The 16,965-nt window shown below is 72.7% G+C and carries 17 protein-coding genes and 1 pseudogene; 3 read left to right on the forward strand and 15 right to left on the reverse strand.

The genetic code is table 11. From position 1 onward, the window contains the following. Positions 1 to 9: 9 nt before the first annotated feature. The 5 genes from ABT122_RS23545 to ABT122_RS23565 form a co-directional block, all read right to left on the reverse strand. Positions 10 to 1,287: an aspartate aminotransferase family protein gene (locus ABT122_RS23545; protein WP_351555597.1), complete on the reverse strand. Its 1,278-nt coding sequence runs from the start codon at positions 1,285 to 1,287 to the stop codon at positions 10 to 12. Then, positions 1,284 to 2,126, reverse strand: coding sequence for a nitrilase-related carbon-nitrogen hydrolase (locus ABT122_RS23550; protein WP_351555600.1), 843 nt, complete (start codon positions 2,124 to 2,126; stop codon positions 1,284 to 1,286). The genes ABT122_RS23545 and ABT122_RS23550 overlap by 4 nt, the downstream gene beginning before the upstream one ends. A gap of 169 nt (positions 2,127 to 2,295) precedes the next feature. After that, positions 2,296 to 4,086 (reverse strand): hypothetical protein, encoded by a 1,791-nt coding sequence (locus tag ABT122_RS23555; protein ID WP_351555603.1) that lies wholly within the window; start codon positions 4,084 to 4,086, stop codon positions 2,296 to 2,298. 46 nt (positions 4,087 to 4,132) lie between these two features. Beyond that, entirely contained in the window at positions 4,133 to 4,540 is a 408-nt protein-coding gene (locus ABT122_RS23560) for a PPOX class F420-dependent oxidoreductase (RefSeq protein WP_351555606.1), read from the reverse strand. Between the two features lie 89 nt (positions 4,541 to 4,629). Then, positions 4,630 to 4,884 carry a helix-turn-helix domain-containing protein gene (locus tag ABT122_RS23565; RefSeq protein WP_351555609.1) on the reverse strand — a complete coding sequence of 85 codons (255 nt, stop codon included), beginning with the start codon at positions 4,882 to 4,884 and terminating at the stop codon, positions 4,630 to 4,632. Positions 4,885 to 4,916: 32 nt separating this feature from the next. Here ABT122_RS23565 and map point away from each other — a divergent pair, with 32 nt between their 5' ends. Further along, positions 4,917 to 5,684, forward strand: a complete 768-nt coding sequence (gene map, locus ABT122_RS23570) for a type I methionyl aminopeptidase (RefSeq protein WP_351555612.1) — start codon at positions 4,917 to 4,919, stop codon at positions 5,682 to 5,684. Between the two features lie 183 nt (positions 5,685 to 5,867). Here the strand turns inward: map and ABT122_RS23575 are convergent, their stop codons facing one another. Then, a complete protein-coding gene (locus ABT122_RS23575) occupies positions 5,868 to 6,581 on the reverse strand; it encodes a glycoside hydrolase family 75 protein (protein ID WP_351555615.1) in 714 nt (237 codons plus the stop codon). A gap of 174 nt (positions 6,582 to 6,755) precedes the next feature. Beyond that, positions 6,756 to 8,570, reverse strand: a complete 1,815-nt coding sequence (ggt, locus tag ABT122_RS23580) for a gamma-glutamyltransferase (protein ID WP_351555618.1) — start codon at positions 8,568 to 8,570, stop codon at positions 6,756 to 6,758. A 107-nt stretch (positions 8,571 to 8,677) separates the two neighbouring features. On the opposite strand from ggt, the gene ABT122_RS23585 reads away from it, so the two are divergent. Together ABT122_RS23585 and ABT122_RS23590 are read left to right on the forward strand one after the other, a co-directional pair. Beyond that, on the forward strand, positions 8,678 to 9,427 hold the full coding sequence (locus ABT122_RS23585) for a hypothetical protein (RefSeq protein ID WP_351555621.1): 750 nt from the start codon (positions 8,678 to 8,680) through the stop codon (positions 9,425 to 9,427). Between the two features lie 40 nt (positions 9,428 to 9,467). Next, positions 9,468 to 9,763: pseudogene (locus ABT122_RS23590) on the forward strand (acyl esterase); the annotation flags it as partial. A gap of 68 nt (positions 9,764 to 9,831) precedes the next feature. Here ABT122_RS23590 and ABT122_RS23595 read toward each other — a convergent pair. From ABT122_RS23595 to pcaDC, 8 genes are all read right to left on the reverse strand, one after another. Beyond that, complete coding sequence (locus ABT122_RS23595) at positions 9,832 to 10,707, reverse strand: amino acid ABC transporter permease (RefSeq protein WP_351555623.1); 876 nt, start codon at positions 10,705 to 10,707, stop codon at positions 9,832 to 9,834. Continuing rightward, a complete protein-coding gene (locus ABT122_RS23600; protein ID WP_351555626.1) occupies positions 10,704 to 11,348 on the reverse strand; it encodes an amino acid ABC transporter permease in 645 nt (214 codons plus the stop codon). Before ABT122_RS23600 ends, ABT122_RS23595 begins: the two co-directional genes overlap by 4 nt. A 17-nt stretch (positions 11,349 to 11,365) precedes the next feature. Further along, on the reverse strand, positions 11,366 to 12,277 hold the full coding sequence (locus ABT122_RS23605; RefSeq protein ID WP_351555629.1) for a glutamate ABC transporter substrate-binding protein: 912 nt from the start codon (positions 12,275 to 12,277) through the stop codon (positions 11,366 to 11,368). A 13-nt stretch (positions 12,278 to 12,290) separates the two neighbouring features. After that, positions 12,291 to 13,037, reverse strand: coding sequence for an amino acid ABC transporter ATP-binding protein (locus tag ABT122_RS23610; RefSeq protein ID WP_351555632.1), 747 nt, complete (start codon positions 13,035 to 13,037; stop codon positions 12,291 to 12,293). Positions 13,038 to 13,145: 108 nt separating this feature from the next. Continuing rightward, entirely contained in the window at positions 13,146 to 13,589 is a 444-nt protein-coding gene (locus ABT122_RS23615; protein ID WP_351555635.1) for a DUF6278 family protein, read from the reverse strand. 597 nt (positions 13,590 to 14,186) lie between these two features. Then, positions 14,187 to 14,966, reverse strand: coding sequence for an exodeoxyribonuclease III (locus ABT122_RS23620; RefSeq protein WP_351555638.1), 780 nt, complete (start codon positions 14,964 to 14,966; stop codon positions 14,187 to 14,189). Between the two features lie 30 nt (positions 14,967 to 14,996). Then, entirely contained in the window at positions 14,997 to 15,623 is a 627-nt protein-coding gene (locus ABT122_RS23625; protein WP_351555641.1) for an MBL fold metallo-hydrolase, read from the reverse strand. Between the two features lie 12 nt (positions 15,624 to 15,635). After that, positions 15,636 to 16,931 (reverse strand): bifunctional 3-oxoadipate enol-lactonase/4-carboxymuconolactone decarboxylase PcaDC, encoded by a 1,296-nt coding sequence (gene pcaDC, locus ABT122_RS23630; protein WP_351555644.1) that lies wholly within the window; start codon positions 16,929 to 16,931, stop codon positions 15,636 to 15,638. Between the last annotated feature and the right edge of the window lie 34 nt (positions 16,932 to 16,965).

Here is a 16,965-nt window from a genome sequence, read left to right on the forward strand (position 1 = left end):
GCGTGCGCCCTACGCATGGCGCAGGGCCTCTTCCAGGATCGAGGCGCCGGCCTCCGCCTCGGCGACCGTCAGGGTCAGCGGCGGGGCGACGCGCAGAACGCTGGTGTTGTGGCCGCCGCCCTTGCCGATGAGCAGTCCGCCCGCGCGGGCGGCCTCCAGGACGGCCGCGGCCGCGCCGGGGTCGGCCTCGTCGGTGCCGGGACGGACCAGTTCGATGCCGGCCATCAGCCCCCGGCCGCGCACCTCCCGTACGGCGGGCACGGCGGCGCCGATGGCGCGCAGCCGCTCCAGCAGCAGTCCGCCGACCCGGCGGGCGTTGCTCTGGAGGTCGTGTTCCAGCAGATAGGTGAGGTTGGCGAGGCCCGCGGCCATGGTGACGGGGGAACCGCCGAAGGTGGAGATGGAGTTGGCGTCGACGCTGTTCATGATCTCGGCGCGGGCGACGACCCCGCCGACGGACATGCCGTTGCCGATGCCCTTGGCGAAGGTGAGGATGTCCGGCGGGCCGTTCCCGGCGTGGGCCTGCCAGCCCCAGAAGTGGTCGCCGGTGCGGCCCCAGCCCGTCTGCACCTCGTCGCTGATCCACAGGATGCCGTGGCGGTCCAGGACCCGGCGGAACTCCGCGTACAGGCCGTCCGGCGGCGAGGTGAAGCCGCCGACGCCCTGGACGGGTTCGGCGATCAGCGCGGCGACGTCGTGGGTGTGGCCGAGCAGGTCCTCCAGGTCGGCGACGCAGGCGGCGGTGAACTCGGTGTCGCTCAGGAGGGCGTAGGGACCCCGGGTGCGGACCCCGCCGTGGACGTAGAGCGTCTGGAGCGGGGAGAGACCGGTGGGCGACCAGGCCCGGTTGCCGGTGACGGAGACGGCGGAGAAGGAGCGGCCGTGGTAGCTGTTGCGCATCGCCAGCACCTGGCCCGAGCGGCGGTGGGCGGTGGCGAGCAGCAGGGCGGTGTCATTGGCCTCGGTGCCCGATGTGGTGAAGAAGACGCGGGCGTCGGGGATGCCGGAGAGGGCCGCGATCCGTTCGGCCAGCTCCACCATCGGGCGGTTGAGGTAGAGCGTGGACGAGTGGATGATCCGCCCGGCCTGTTCGGCGACGGCCTTGGTGACCTCGGGGAGGGCGTGGGCGGTCATGGTGGTGAGGATGCCGCCGAAGAAGTCGAGATAGCGGTTGCCCTCCGCGTCCCACACATGGCGCCCCTCGCCGTGGGTGAGTTCGAGCGGATCGCGGTAGTAGAGGGCGACCCAGTCGGGGATGACGGCCCGGTGGCGGTCGTGGAGGGTCATGGCCGCACCAGCCCCTCGTAGGCGTCGGGGCGCCGGTCCCGGTAGAACGCCCACTGCTGCCGCACGGAGTCGATGAGTCCGAAGTCGAGGTCGCGGACGAGGAGTTCCTCGTCCCGGTCGCTCGCGGTGCCGTCGATGAAGCGGCCCCGGGGGTCCACGAAGTAGCTGGTGCCGTAGAAGTCGTTGTCGCCGTACTCCTCCCGGCCGACCCGGTTGATCGCGGCGATGAAGTACTCGTTGGCGACGGCGGCGGCGGGCTGCTCCAGCTGCCAGAGGTGGGCGGAGAGGCCGCGCGAGGTGGCGGAGGGGTTGTAGACGAGCTGGGCTCCTTGGAGGCCGAGTTGGCGCCATCCCTCGGGGAAGTGGCGGTCGTAGCAGATGTAGACGCCGATGCGGCCGGCGGCGGTGTCGAAGACCGGCCAGCCGGCGTTTCCGGGGCGGAAGTAGAACTTCTCCCAGAAGCCCTCGACCTGCGGGATGTGGTGCTTGCGGTACTTGCCGAGGACAGTGCCGTCGGCGTCGATCACGGCGGCGGTGTTGTAGTAGAAACCGGCGCCGTCGATCTCGAAGACCGGGGCGACGATCACCATCCCGGTCTCCCGGGCGAGCGCGCTCATCCGCTGGACGGTGGGGCCGTCGGGCACGGGTTCGGCCCAGCGGTAGTGCTCGGGGTCCTGGACCTGGCAGAAGTAGGGGGCGTTGAAGACCTCTTGGAATCCGATGACCCGGGCGCCCCGCGCGGCGGCGGCGCGGGCGTGCTCCTCATGTTTCGCGATCATGGATTCGGTGTCGCCGGTCCACGTCGCCTGGACGAGTGCGGCGCGTACGACATGGGCCATGTGCTGCTCCTTCGGCCGGGCGTCAGCGAGCCTCTACGCACGTAGACGCGGTACGTAGAGGGAGAACGTAAGCCCCGTCACACACGGGGGCAAGACCATCGCCGTGAACCCGCAGAGTCGATCTTGTTTCACCCGGGCGGGGGAGCAGGGGGCACCGGGGCGCCCGGGTTCAGGTGGTGAGGTGGCCCGCCACCCGCAGGGCGTGGACGATCCGGGTCTCGTGGGAGCGGGAGTGGGCGCGGGCGGCGTCCAGCAGCGGGGGGACGAGGCGCTGGGGGTCGTGGCCCGCGATCCCGGCGGCCTCGGCGGCGGAGTGGACCTGGACGCAGGCGGCGAGCAGGGCGCGGGTCTCGGGGGCGCGGCCCTCGCCGGAGAGGGTGAGCGCCGCCTCGGCGATCTCCCCGGCGGGGCGGGTGACGCCCTGGCGGAGGAGGCGCTCGCCGTCCTCCTCGCGGCCGTCGGCGGTGAGCGCGCCGGCGATGGCGGTGACGCGGGGCAGGGGCTGGGAGGCGGCCTCCCAGAGGAGGGTGGTCCAGTCGGCGCCGAGCCCGGCGCGGTCGAGTTCCGCCGCGAGGACGGGGAGCCAGCCGGCGGGGAGCACGGCCGCCTCGCAGAGCACGGTGTACGCCTCTCCGCCGCGCCCGGCGGTCCGCAGCCGGGCGAGGGTGCGGACGATCTCCCGGGCGGTGTCGGCGGGGTGGTCGCCGGAGGGCGGCTGCCGGGGCGGGGGTGCGGCGGGGGCGCCGTAGCGGGCGCCTCGGGGGGTGTCGGCGGAGGCGGAGGCGGGGCCGGGGCCGGGCGGCGGGGGTACGGCGGTGGGCGCGTCCCGCTCGTCCTCCTCCTGCGCCCCTCCGGCGAACCGCGCCCCCCGCAGCAGCTTCCGCCGCCCCTTGCGCCCCGGCTCCGGGGAGCCCGGGTGGGTCCGCTCTCCGGGGGGCGGCCCGGGTATCCGCTCCTCGTCCCCTGAGGAGGGGTCACGGGGGCCGGGGGACGCGCCCCCGGCGGGTGGCCGCACGGTACGGGCGCCCGTGGCCTCGGGTTCGTCCCGGAACAGCGGGCGGGCCGGAAAGCCCGGCCCGGCGGGCGGGGACGGCGACGGGAACGGCGACGCGGCAGCGGCGGCAGCGGCAGCGGCAGCGGACGGACGCGGGGCGCCCGCCCCCGTGGCACCGGCTCCGTCCCCGGGGACCGGGCGGGCCGGGGAACCGGGTCCCTCCGGCGGGGACGGGGGCCCGGAAGGAGCACCCGCCGGCGGACGCCCCCGGCCCGTGTCCGGGAGAGGGCCACCGGCCGGCGGGTGCGCGGCACCGGGCCCCGTGGCGGTGGCGTCGTCCCCGGATCTCCCCGGAGGGGGTGCCGGGCGGGTGGCGAGGCCGTGGGGCGGGGCGGAGGGTCTCCGGTGGCCGGCGGAGGGGGCGCGGCTCCCGGGCTCCCCGCCCGCCGGGGCGGGGAGGGACGCCAGGCGGGTGCGGAGTTCCGCGAGTCTCGCCGTGGCGCGGGACTGGTCGTCCCGGGTCCACTTCAGCTCATGGGCCAGCCGGCCCGCCTCCCCGGCCCCGGGCGGCTCCTGGGAGAGCCGCCGCGCCAGCTCCTCCGCCCGCACCCGGGCCTTGATCAGCTCGCGGCGCATCAGTTCGACGCGGTCCACGAGCGCCTCGCGCCCGCCCGGCCTGCGGTCGTGGGCGCCCGCGGACGCCACGTACAGCTGCCGCGCCCGCGCCTCCTCACGCGCCGCGAACTCGGCCCCGCGCGCGGCGCCGAGATCCTGGAGGAGGGAGGCGACGACATCCCACGGCGGGACCTCGACGCCCTCCAGGCACTCCCGCATCCCCTCGGGGTCGCGCTGCCGGAAGACGGCGTACCAGCCGCTCTCCCGGTCGAGCAGCGCCGCGAGCCCGCGCAGATACCGGGCGAACGCCTCTTGTTCCGAAGGTATGTGAGGGATGTGCTGCACCGCCATCGCCACCGCTCCTGTCCGGAGAAGCCTGGGAAAGCCTGGGTGCCGACTACTCGCCGGACTCGGAGCCGGAACCGGGGCCGGCGAGCGTCACCGCGATCGCGGTGTGGGGCCGCTTACCCCGCCGCAGCACCGCGCTGGGCAGATCCACCAGCCGGAACTGCCAGCGGTACTTGCGCGCCATCAGCCGGCGGACCGCGGAGGTGTCGTCGAGCAGCTCCGCCGTCCCCTCGGCACTCGCCGCGCCCGGGGCGATCCTGCCCCGCACATCGCAGACGGTCACGATCACCCGGCTGTCGTTCCGCAGCCGTTTGACCTTCCAGGACTCGGTATTGGTCCAGATGTAGAGCTTTCCGCCGTCCGGGGCGAACCAGACGGGGGTGGCGACCCCCGTGCCGTTCTTCCGGAAGGTGGTCAGGCTGATGTACTTGGCCGTGGCGAAGTCCTCGACTGTCACGCCGCGAGACTACGCCGTTCGCCCCGCCCGGTACACGAAAACGCCCACTCGCCCCACCGGACCGGGGGGCGCCCGGGGACCCGGAGGCCTCAGTTCGCGGGCGCCGGAGCGCACCGCGTCATCAGATCGTCCATGGACAGCTCCAGTGCGCCGGCGAGCGCCGCGACGGTGAAGAACGCGGGGGTCGGGGCGCGGCCCGTCTCGATCTTGCGCAGGGTCTCGGCGGAGAGCCCGGCCGCCGCGGCGATCTCCACCATGCTGCGGTCGCCGCGCGCCGCGCGCAGCAGCCGGCCGAGCCGTTCGCCGCGTTCGCGCTCTTCGGGGGTGAGAGGGGTGCGTACCATGGCACCATTCTAATACCGGTATAATAATTGGCATGGTAGAGATCAAAACAGACTCATCGATCGAGGCGATGCGCGAGGCGGGCCGGGTGGTGGCCCGGGCGCTCGCGGCGGCGCGCGCGGCGGCCGGCGTCGGCGTCGGCCTGCTGGATCTGGACCGGGCGGCCCGCGCGGTGCTGACGGAGGCCGGCGCGGCCTCCCCCTTCCTCGGCTATCACCCGGAGTGGGCGCCGGTCCCCTTCCCCGCGGTGCTCTGCGTCTCGGTCAACGACGCGATCGTGCACGGCATCCCCGACGGCTACCGGCTGCGCGACGGCGACCTGGTCAGCATCGACTGCGGCGCCGTCCTCGGCGGCTGGGCGGGCGACGCCGCCGTCAGCTTCACCGTCGGCCGGGCCCGCCCGGCCGACACCCGGCTGATCGAGACCGCCGAGGAGGCACTCGCCGCCGGGATCGCGGCGGCGGTGGTGGGCCATCGCATCGGCGACATCGCCCACGCTATCGGCCGGGTGTGCCGCGCGGCGGGCCTCGGCATACCGGACGGCTTCGGGGGCCACGGCATCGGCCGGAAGATGCACGAGGACCCGGGCGTGCCCAACGAGGGCCGCGCCGGGCGGGGCATGCCCCTGCGGCACGGCATGGTGCTGGCGATCGAGCCGATGGTGATCGGCGGCGGCGGGGACGGCCACTACACCGCGCGGGACGGCTGGACCATGCGGACGCTCGACGGCAGCCGCGCCTCCCACGCCGAGCACACGGTGGCGATCACGGACAGCGGCCCCCGCGTCCTGACCGCGCCGTGACCCACCGCGCCCCGCACCGGCCTCGGGTCGTCTCTTGCGGATCGTGCCGGGCTCGCGAGCCCCGGCACCGCGCCCCGCCGCGCTGTCGCCGGTCGCCGGCGCTCCGCGTGGGCTCCCTCCTCCGCCTCGCGATCCACGGCACCGGACCCGCTCACCGATCCGGCCCGATCCGAGAGAAACCCCCTAGTTCTCCCGCAGGAACTTCCTCGCCAGCGACTTCCCGAGGCCGACCGCCGCGTCGTGGCTCTCGATCGGCCGCACCCGGGAGTCCTTGAAGAGGATGTACGTGACCCCGGAGCGGACCCCGCCCGTCCCGGGGTCCGGGTCGATGCCGAGCGACTCGGCCATGGCCCAGGACGCCTCGCCGATGGTCGTCACGGGCCCGGTGTCGCCGACGACTCCGTACCGCACCCGGTCGCCGTGGATGACCGCGACCACGGACCCGCCGGTGATGCCGGACGCGGAGTGCCTCCAGAGGGCTCCCGCTCCGGGCACGACGACGAACGGCAGTTCCTCCGCGTTCAGGGGTCGGCCGTCGGACTGGCGGAAGGTGGTCTGCGGGAGGAAGTACGGGTCGGTGGCGGCGTTGCAGCGGGGGGTGGACTGGCCGTCGCAGTCGATGTCCATGTCGGCCTTCCAGAAGACCGCGCCGCGGAGACCGCAGACGGGGACGGTCGCCGGGGTGCCGGCGTCCGTGCGGTAGAGGCCGTTGGAGATCCGCTCGCACGTCCTCACCCGGGCGAGCAGTTCGGCCGCCCCGGCGGCCGTGGCTTCCGCGCCGCCGTACGACCCCGGCACCAGGACCCGCTGCACTCCGCTCGCGGCGGCGGACGGCACCGCGGCCGGGAGCAGGGCGATACCGAGGGCGGTGGAGAGCGCAAGAGTGCGAGAGCGCATGGGAATCGCCTTTCTGTACGGAAATGCGTCCCTACCCGCTCCCGGGGCCGGCCGATCACCCCGCGTCCGTCCGCCGCCGCGCCGGCCGCCCCAAGCGCGGCGGCCCGTCCGGGAGTTGGTCCCGGACGGGCCGCCGCGCGCTCAGGGCTGGACGGAGTAACCGCGGCCCCGGGGTCAGCGGCTGGGGTGGACCACCATCGCCGAACCCCCGCCCCGGCGGACCTTCTCCGCCGCCGCGAGCCACCGCCCGTCGCTCAGCCGCTCGATGCCGGTGGCCGCGCCGATCTCCGGGTTCTGCCGGAAGGCGTGGCCGATCCGCTCCAGCTCGGCCCGGACGGGACTGTTCCACAGCCCCGGCTCCAGCTCCGTCGTCGTCTGGTTGCGCTGGCTGGCGCGGGGCGCGGCGATCGCGTCCACCAGGGGCAGCCCCCGGTCCAGCCGCCCGGTCAGGGACTGGAGGACGGTGGTGATGATCGTGGCACCGCCCGGGGAGCCCACCGCGAGCACGGGACGGCCGTCGTCGAGGACGATCGTCGGCGCCATGGACGAGCGCGGGCGTTTGCCCGGGCCCGGCAGGTTGGGGTCGTGGACCGCCGGGTCGGCCGGGGCGAACGAGAAGTCCGTCAGCTCGTTGTTGAGCAGGAACCCCCGGCCCGGGACGGTGATGCCGCTGCCGCCGGTCGACTCGATCGTCAGGGTGTAGGCGACGACATTGCCCCACTTGTCGGCGACGGTGAGATGAGTGGTGCTCTCGACCTCGCGCGGAGTGGTCACGGCCGGTCCCGTACTGCCGCAGGCCACCGGGGAGCGGGGGTCGCCCGGGGCGAGCGGACTGGTGAGGACCGCGTCGTCCTTGATGAGGCAGCCGCGCGCGTCGGCGAACCGCTGGGAGAGCAGTTCCTTCGTGGGGACGGACTCGAAGGCCGGGTCGCCGACCCAGCGGCCCCGGTCGGCGAAGGCGATCCGGCTCGCCTCGATGAAGCGGTGCAGATACCCGGCCTCGCCGGCCCGGGAGAGATCGGTGCGCTCCAGGATGTTGAGCGCCTCGCCGACGGTGGTGGCACCCGACGAGGAGGGGGCCATGCCGTAGACGTCCAGGCCCCGGTAGGAGACCTTGGCGGGCGCGCGGCGGATCGTCTCGTACGACCGCAGGTCCCGGGCGGTGAGATCGCCGGGCCGCACCTTGCGGGTGGCGCCCTGGGCGACGGGCGGGGTGCGGACGGTGCGGACGATGTCACGGGCGATGTCGCCCCGGTACATGACCCGGGTGCCCTCGCGGGCGATCGCGCGGTAGGTCCGGGCGAGGTCGGGGTTCTTGAAGACGGAGCCGACGACGGGCAGCTCGCCGCCGGGCAGGAAGAGTTCGGCGGTGGCGGGGAAGTCGGCGAACCGGGCCCGGTTGGCCTCGGTCTGGGAGCGGAAGGTGGCATCGACGGTGAATCCGTCCTTCGCCAGCCGCTCGGCGGGCCTCAGCAGCCGGCCCAGCGACCGGCTGCCCCAGGCGTCCAGGGCCGCGTCCCAGGTGGCGGCGGCGGCGGGGGTGCCCACGGAGAGGCCGCTGGTCTGGCCCTCCGCGAAGGGGATCGGCTTGCCGTTCTCCAGGAAGAGGGAGGAGTCGGCGGAGCGCGGCGCGGTCTCGCGGCCGTCGATGGTGTGGACCTTGCGGCTGGCGGCGTCGTAGTGGACGAGGTAGCCGCCGCCGCCGATGCCCGCGGAGTACGGCTCGGTGACCCCGAGCGCGGCGGCGGTCGCCACGGCCGCGTCCACGGCGTTCCCGCCGTCGCGCAGCACCTCGATCCCGGCGGCGGAGGCGTCGGCGTCGACGCTGGAGACGGCTCCGCCGTGACCGACGGCGACCGGGGACTTCGGCGGCGGCCCTCCCGTGGCGGGGGAAGCGGACGCGGTTGAGGGCGCTGTCGCGCCGAGCGAGGAGAGCAGGGCCACGGCGACGGCCAGGACGGCCGGCTTCCGCAGGGCGGGGTGACTCATCCATACCTCCGGGTCAGCGGATGTCCGCGCACTGTAACGCCCGTGGGCGGACCGCGTCAGGGACTGCTCCGAACACCGGTGTGACGACACCGATAACATGCGCGCCCATGAACGACGATGTGCGCAATATCGTGCTGGGTGTGGTCGCCGCGGGCATCAGCGCCACGCTGGGCTGGACGGCCCGCACTTATCTCTGGCGCCGCGGGCTCCGCCGCAAACAGGCCTTCTTCGGCCTCCCGGAGGGCGCGGAGTCACTGCTGGTCGTCAACCGCGAGGCGGGCCGGGACGGCTCGGTGCACCGGTTCGATGTGTTCGCGCTGCTGGAGCTGTCCGCGCTGATCAAGGACTGCGGCGGGCACGCGGCCATCGTCTGGCACGATCTGGCGCGCCAGGGCTTCGGGGAGCGTACGGAGTTCTGTGTCGGGGGGCCGTTCTCCAATCGGCGGATGGCGGCTCATCTGCACAGTCTGCTGCCGGGGGTGCGGGTGAACACCGATCCGGAGCCGGGGCCGGACCAGGGGGCGTTCCGGATAGGCCAGGAGCGCTACCGCATCGAGGGCGGCGTCGCGGAGTATGTGTTCCTGGCACGGCTGCAGACCGGGCCGGAGGCACGCCCGGTCTTTCTCTTCTGCGGGCAGCGCGCCATCACCAACCAGGCCGCGACCCGCTATCTGGCCCGGAACCACGAGAAGCTGGCGCGGAAGTACCGCTCGGACTCCTTCTGTCTGCTGCTCAAGGTGGTCAATTCGCAGGCGTACGGCCCCGATGTGGTGGAGCTGGTCGCCGATGTCACCCGGGCGGCCCGCACCCCGCTGGACGCGGCGCCTCCCTCGCACCGGGCCGGCGGCCCGTCCTGACAGCCCTCCGGCCGCCTCGTCCCGGGGCCGGGGACCGGGCACCAAGGAGAGCGGCACCCGCGTCGCCCATCTCCACGACGTGGGCCCGCTCGGCCTCGGCAAGCTGGTCAGCAGTGCCCCGCACACCGTCCACGGCCGGAGTCCGGCACACCGTTCGCCGTCGGCCCGGAGCTGTTCTCCACCGTCTCCGAGGTCCCGGCCGGCCACCGTCCGGCCGTGGTCGTGGACACTGTCGACCCGCTCTGCATCGGGCACAATCCGGCCGGCGCGCAGCTGACCTTCCGCTGGCCCGCGGCCGACCGCTCGTGTCTGTCGGTCCCGCCGCGCCAGAAGTGATCACCGGCTGCCGCCGTATCCCCGCCGGGGGGACACCGGGCTGTGCCCCATGAACTGCTGCCCGGCTCCTACGTCCTCCTGGTCGCGGTGGGGCCCTGGGGCAGCAGCGTCCCTGGTTCGGCCGGTGCGATCTCCGCGGCCTCGGTCTTGGGGTTGCGGCGCTGGCGTCTGGCGATCCAGTTGGCGAACCAGGAGAGCAGCATGCACATCCCGATGTAGATCGGCGAGATCACCATCACCACGGGGATGAAGGGCAGATCGTAGTCGAGGTTCGATGCGATGAGCTTCCCCGCGTGGAGGAATTCCTCATAGGTGATCAGATAGCCGAGCGAGGTGTCCTTCAGCGCCACCACCAGCTGGCTGATGATGGCGGGGAGCATGGCGCGGACCGCCTGGGGCACCAGGACATGGGTCATGACCTGGGTCTTGCGCATCCCCAGGGCGTACGCGGCCTCCCGCTGGCCCCGGTCGACGGAGTTGACGCCCGCCCGGAGGACCTCGGCGAGGACCGAGCCGTTGTAGAGGGTGAGGCCGGCCACCAGCGCGGGCAGGGGCTGCACCTTCAGCGCCACGAAGATGAAGAAGATCATCACCAGTACGGGCATGGCGCGGAAGAACTCCACCAGCACGGTCGCCACCCAGCGCACCGGCCGGTGGTCCGAGAGCCGGCCGCAGGCGAGGACGGAGCCGAGGACGACGGAGAACACGGCGGCGAGGGCGAAGGCCTTGAGGGTGTTGCCGAGGCCGCGCAGCAGCAGCTCCTGGATTCCCTTGTAGGTGAAGGGGTTCCACTTCTCGGCGGTGAACTGGCCGGTGTCGAAGAGCAGATGGAGAACCCAGCCGATGAGCGCCGCGATGGCGGTGGCGGCGATGATTCCGTAGAGCCGGTGCCGCCGGCGGGCCCGGGGTCCCGGGATGTCGTAGAGGGCGGTGGAATCGGTCATCGGGCGACTCCATAGCGCTTCTCCAGCACGTTGAACAGCGCACTGATGGTGAGGGTGATGATCAGATAGCCGACGGCGATCCAGACGAAGGTCCAGATGATGTTGTAGCCCAGCTCGCTGAGGGTCTTGTAGGTGCCGAGCAGCTCGGTGACGCTGAACGCCCCGGCGATGGCGGAGTTCTTGGCGAGGGCGATGATCGTGGAGCCGACCGGCGGGATGACGGTGCGGAACGCCTGGGGCAGCACCACGGAGCCCAGGGTCTGGCCGAAGGTCATCCCGAGGCTGCGGGCCGCCTCGCCCTGGCCCCTGGGGACGGTGTTGATGCCGGAGCGCAGCGCCTCGCAGATGAAGGCCGAGGTGTAGCAGCCGAGCGCGATCACCGCGAAGAGGGTGAACGGCAGCACGACGCCGAAGCGCGGCAGCCCGAGCACCACGGCGAAGAAGAGCAGGGTCAGGGGGGTGTTGCGGAGCACGGTCACCCAGACGGTGCCGAACACCCGGAGCGAGCCGATGGGCGCGACCCGGAAGGAGGCCATGAGGAAGCCGAGCACCAGGGCGAGCAGCGAGGAGTAGACCGTCAGCTCGACGGTGCCGAGGAAGCCCTCGCCGTACAGGGAGAAGTTGTCGGTCAGTACGTCCATGTCCGTCCTTCGGCTCCTCAGCTCGCCGGGTAGCGGTCGATCGGGGGCGGCTTCGGGGCCGGGACCCCGGAGAGGCCGAGGGTGGCGTCGTACGCCTTCTTCCAGTTGCCGTTTCTCTCGTTGGCCTCCAGGGCGTCGTCGATGGCGAAGCGCAGGGCGTTGTCGTGGCGGGGGACCCCGATGCCGTACGGCTCCTCGGAGAAGGGTCTGCCGACGACCTTGAGCTCGTCGGGGGCCTTGGCGGCGTAGCCGATGAGGATGGCGTCGTCGGTGGTGACGGCGTCGACCTGATAGGTCAGCAGATTGTCGACGCAGATGGAGTAGGTGTCGTAGGCGACCAGGACGGCCCGCGGGTACTCCTGCTGGATGCGCTGGTACGGGGTGGAGCCGGCGGCGGAGCAGATCCGTTTGCCCGCGAGGTCCTGCGGGCCCTTGATGTCGGTCTCGTTGGCGCGGACCAGCAGGGACTGACCGGCGAGATAGTAGGGGCCCGCGAAGCCGACGAGTTTCTTCCGGTTGTCGTTGATGGTGTAGGTGCCGACGTAGTAGTCGATCTGACCGTTCTGGAGGGCGGTCTCGCGGTTGGCGGAGGCGATGGTGCGGAAGACGATCCGGTCGGGGTCCAGGCCCAGGGCGGCGGAGATCATCCGGGCGATCTCGATGTCGAAGCCGGAGTAGAGCCCGCTGGAGGGGTCCTTCTCGCCCAGATAGGGCTGGTCCTCCTTGGCACCGACGGTGAAGTGGCCGCGCTTCGCGGCCCGGCGCCAGGTCGGGGAGGAGTCCAGCCGGAAGGCCGTGTCCACCTGGTAGTGCGGCAGCTTCTCGGGCTGCGGGCCCTTGACGGGCGGGCTGCCCTCCTTGCCGCAGGCGGCGGCGCCGGCCGCGAGGAGGAGTGTGAGCGCCGCGAGGACGCGTCGTGTCCGAGCCATCAGTCGCCCCCCGTCAGTGCTTGAGGATCTTGGAGAGGAAGTCCTTGGCGCGGTCGCTCTCCGGGTGGGTGAAGAAGTCCTCCGGGGCGCGGTCCTCGATACAGCGGCCGTCGGCCATGAAGACCACCCGGTTGGCGGCGGAGCGGGCGAAGCCCATCTCGTGGGTGACGACGACCATGGTCATGCCGTCCCGGGCGAGCTGCTGCATCACCTCCAGGACCTCATTGATCATCTCGGGGTCGAGGGCCGAGGTCGGTTCGTCGAAGAGCATGACCTTGGGGTCCATGGCGAGCGCGCGGGCGATGGCCACGCGCTGCTGCTGGCCGCCGGAGAGCTGGGCGGGGTACTTGTCGGCCTGCGACACGAGTCCCACTCGCTCCAGGAGCTCCCGGGAGCGCCGGTTCGCCTCGTCCCTGGCGCGGCCCCGCACCTTGATCTGGGCGAGGGAGACATTGGCCAGCACCGTCTTGTGGGCGAAGAGATTGAAGGACTGGAAGACCATTCCCACATCGGCCCGGAGGGCGGCGAGTCCTTTGCCCTCCTCGGGCAGGGGCTGTCCGTCGATGGTGATCGTGCCCGACTCGATGGGCTCCAGCCGGTTCATCGTCCGGCAGAGGGTCGACTTGCCCGAGCCGGACGGCCCGATGACCACCACCACCTCCCCGCGCCCGACGGTGAGATTGATGTCCTGGAGGACGTGCAATTGTCCGTAGAACTTATTGACGTCCCGCAGCTCGATCAACGGATCGACGACGGCCATACGCTGCCCTACCCACTCATCGCTTGTCGAGGTCAGCGCAAACTATCCAGCCCGATAAGGGACTTCACAGGCGACACGCATAAATGGGGCATAAGCCGTATTTATCGGTCAGGCCTCGGCGGCCTCCGCGTAGACCTGGGAGAGCTGGGGGGCGCCGTTGACGGCCCACTCCAGACCGGCTTCCACCACGCCGATCTCCCGGCCAGAGGCGAGCCGCACCACGGGCCGGCCGCCGGGCCAGATGTGCCAGGCCGCCCCGGGGACGGTGCGGACGATCACCGTGCCGAGGTAGAGGCCGGCGTCGTTGCCCAGCCAGGGCAGCTCCTCGGGGTCCTCGCGCCAGCGCGGTGGGAGCTGGTCCAGGGCGGAGAGGGAGGCGGGGGTGTCGTCCAGGGCGAGCCCGAGGTCGTCGGCGCGGACGCGCAGCAGCTCGCACTCGGAGAACAGCTCGGCGATGGCCGCCGCGCGCTCGGGGTCGCCCGGGGTGTCTCCGTCTCTCCCGGGGGTGTCGCCGTGCTTCCTGCGCCAGTTGTCCAGGAAAGGGATGTTCATACCACTCAGCCTCGCATCCCGCCCCCCGCCCGCACCACAGGGCGCGCATCCCCCGACCGGATCTGCCCCCTCCGACGCCTGAGCAGCGGGGGTTCGGGGGCCGGCCCTGACCGTGGCCCGCGCCGTGCGGGGTCCTGTGCTCCAGGGTCCGTCCTCAAACGCCGGACGGGCTGAGTTCGCTCGGGTCACCCGGGGCGCGGGGTGGACGGGCCGGGGGGCTCGGGGCAACCGGGGCGCGGGGTCCGTCCTCAAACGCCGGACGGGCTGGGTTCGCTCGGGTCACCCGGGGCACGGGGACCGTCCTCAAACGCCGGACCGGCTGGGTTTTCTCAGCCCCTCCCGCGATCGAGCAGCACCACCCCAGCCCCTCCGGCGATTGAGGAGCGGGGGCTCGGGGGCCGGCCCCCGACCGAGGCCCGCAGCATGCGGGAACCTGTCGCACAGGGTCCGTCCTCAAACGCCGGACGGGCTGGGTTCGCTCGGGTCACCTGTGGCGCGGGGTCCGTCCTCAAGCGGCGGACCGGCTGAGTTCGCTCGGGTCACCCGGGGCGCGGGGTGGACGGGCCGGGGGGCTCGGGGCAACCGGGGCGCTGGGGGTCAGGGGGTCAGGTCGACCACCACCGGGGCGTGGTCCGACGCCCCCTTCCCCTTGCGCTCCTCCCGGTCCACATAGCTGTCCTCCACCACCCCCGCGAACGCCCCATTCCCGTACACCAGATCGATCCGCATCCCCCGGTTCTTCGGAAAGCCCAGCTGGCGGTAGTCCCAGTACGTGAAGGGGTGGGCGTACTTCAGCGGTCGGGGCATCACATCGGTGAGGCCGCGCCCTCGGAGCGCCGCCAGCGCCGCCCGCTCCGGCTCGGTGACATGCGTACTGCCCTCGAAGACGGAGCGGTCCCAGACATCCTCGTCGGTGGGGGCGATATTGAAATCGCCGAGCACCGCGAACGGCCGGTCTCCCGCCGCGTCGGCCGCCACCGCCTCCTCCAGAGCGGCCAGCCAGCGCAGCTTGTAGGCGTAGTGGTCGTGGGCGACCTCGCGGCCGTTGGGCACATAGACCGACCAGACGCGCACCGGCCCGCAGGTCGCGGCGATCGCGCGCGGCTCCGGCACCCCGCCGTACTCCGGCCCGCCGGGCAGGCCCTTGACCACATCGGCGAGGCCCACCCGGGAGATCACGGCCACGCCGTTCCACCGGCCGTCGGCGAGCACGGCGGACTCGTAACCGATCTCCCGCAGCTCAGCGGCGGGGAACTGCTCCTCGGTGCACTTGGTCTCCTGAACGCACAGGACGTCCGTGCCGCTGCTCTGGAGCCAGGCGAGCAGCCGGGGCAGCCGGGCGGTGATCGAGTTGACGTTCCATGTGGCGATGCGCATGGGGGAAAGCCTAATGCCGGGGTCCGACAGTCACAGATCGGCGCTCTCCCCCGGGGTCAGCCGGCCGTGCTCCGCGCCTCCGAGGTTGGCGATGTGGGTGTCGTAGACGGGCCGGGCGACCTCGGTGAGCAGGGCGTCGTGGATGTCCAGGGCACGCCTCGGGCGGACCTCGCGCACATAGTCGATGACCTCGGAGATCTTGCTCCAGGGCGCGTGGACGGGGAGCATCAGGGTGTCGACCGGGTGGTCGGGCACGGTGAGCGCGTCGCCGGGGTGGAAGAGCGAACCGTCGACCAGGAAGCCGATATTGGTGACCCGGGGCAGATCCGGGTGGATCACCGCGTGCAGCTCGCCGTGGACCTGCACATCGAATCCGGCGGCGGTGAAGGTGTCGCCGTGCCCGACGGTCCGCACCCGCCCCGGGAACGCCGCCGCGAGCTGCCCGGCGACGCTCCCGAGCGTCCACACCTCCGCGCCGGCCGCCAGGGCCGCGCGAAGCCGTCCCTCGTCGAAGTGGTCCGGGTGCTCATGCGTGATCAGGACCGCGTCGGCGCCCTCGGCGGCGTCCTCCTCGCTGAAGGCCCCGGGGTCGATGACCAGCGTCGCCCCGTCCTTCTCCAGCCGGACGCAGGAGTGCTTCTTCTTGGTGAGCCTCATCCCTCCATCCTGCTACGGACTGGGGGTGGTCTCCTCCTGGATCACGGTCCTGGCCACCGCGAAGGCCGCCGTCGCGGCCGGAACGCCGCAGTACACGGCCGTGTGGAGGAGGATCTCGCGGATCTCGTCGGGGGTGAGCCCGTTGCGCAGCGCGGCCCGGGTGTGGGAGGCCAGCTCCTCCCGGTGGCCGCCGGCGACCAGCGCGGTCAGCGTGATCACGCTGCGGGTGCGCCGGTCGAGTCCGTCGCGGGTCCAGACCTCGCCCCAGGCGTAGCGGGTGACGAGATCCTCGAAATCGGCGGTGAAGCCGTCGGCCTCCTCGGTGACCCGGTCGACATGGGCGTCGCCGAGGACTTCTCGGCGGATCTTCATACCGGGCTCGTACGGGTCGGGGCGGCCGGACGCGGCCATCTGCGGCATGGCGGGGGCGATCTCGGCGATCGGGGTGACCGGCGCGGAGACCACGGGGGACGGCGGTACGGGTATCGCGGTCAGGGTGTCCTGCGGGACCCCGGCGAAGTGCCGGCCGAGCAGATCGGTGACGGCGGCCGGCTGCTCGACGGGGGCGAGGTGCGAGGCGCCGGGGACCAGCGCGAGCCGGGCGTCGGGTATCCCCGCGACCAGGGTGCGGGCCTCGGCGGGGCCGGTGACCTGGTCGTCGGAGCCGACGACCACCAGCGTTGGCACCCCGATCCTGCCCAGGTCGGCACGGGCGTCGAAGGCGGCGAGGGCCTCACAGGCGGCGATGTAGCAGCCGGGGTCAGTGGTCCGCACCATTTGGACGGCCCACTCGACGATCGCGCTCTGCGCGGCGGCGAAGCCGTGGGTGAACCAGCTCTCGGGGGCGCTGCGGGCGATCGGGTCGAGCCCGTTGGTGCGGACGACCACACCGCGGCGGCGGAAGTCGTCGGCGGTCCCGAACCGGGGCGAGGTGGAGACCAGGGCGAGCGAGGCGATGCGGTGGGGGTGGCGCAGCGCCAGGTCGATGCCGATGGCGCCGCTGATGGAGCAGCCGGTGTAGCCGAAGCGCTGGATACCGAGGCCGTCGAGGGTGGCCAGCAGCCGGTCGGTGAGTTCACCGATGGCGGTGGCGGGGTGGGCGGGTGCCCCGCCGTGGCCCGGCAGGTCGTACCGGAAGACGCGCCACTCGCGGGACAGATCGGCGATCTGCCTGTCCCACATGTGCCAGGTCGTTCCGAGGGAGGGGCCCAGGATGAGGACGGGGGCGTCGTCGGGACCGTCGATCCGGTACTGGAGGGTCCGGGGGGACGTCGGCGGTTCGGTGGGGGGCGTCTGCGTCTCACTCACCCCCTCACGCTCCCATATCCCGCTCCCTGCCTCA

It is taken from the genome of Streptomyces sp. NPDC001985, assembly GCF_040296845.1.
GTDB lineage: Bacteria > Actinomycetota > Actinomycetes > Streptomycetales > Streptomycetaceae > Streptomyces.